We start from the raw sequence: 369 nt of genomic DNA on the forward strand, positions 1-369 counted from the left end.
CGATGCTAGCGGCGGTGAAAGAGATCGCGGAGACCAGCGGTTACAGCTATGGGTCACGTCGGATGAAGCGGGCGCTCAACGCCTTAGGCTTCCTGGTCGGGCGCCGCAAGACAAGCTCCTTGATGCGGGAAGCAGGTGTTAAAGCCAAGTGTCGGAAAAAGTACAAGGTGACGACGAACAGTAATCACAAGCAGCCGGTATTCGAGAATGTGCTGAATCGGGAGTTTACTGCAGAGGGTCCGGATCAAGCCTATGTATCCGATATCACTTACCTCTGGACACAGGAAGGCTGGTTGTATCTGGCCGTTTTCATTGACCTGTTCAGTCGGCGAGTGGTGGGCTGGAGCATGGGGTCGCGGATGAACGCCA

1 protein-coding gene is annotated in these 369 nt (G+C 55.6%); it reads left to right on the top strand.

Features of this window, described 5'->3' with window-relative positions; genetic code table 11:
- On the top strand, window positions 1-369 hold a 369-nt coding region (locus M8006_RS17860; protein ID WP_250084583.1), incomplete at both ends, for an IS3 family transposase.

Source organism: Halomonas llamarensis (assembly GCF_023555005.1).
Taxonomy (GTDB): domain Bacteria; phylum Pseudomonadota; class Gammaproteobacteria; order Pseudomonadales; family Halomonadaceae; genus Vreelandella; species Vreelandella llamarensis.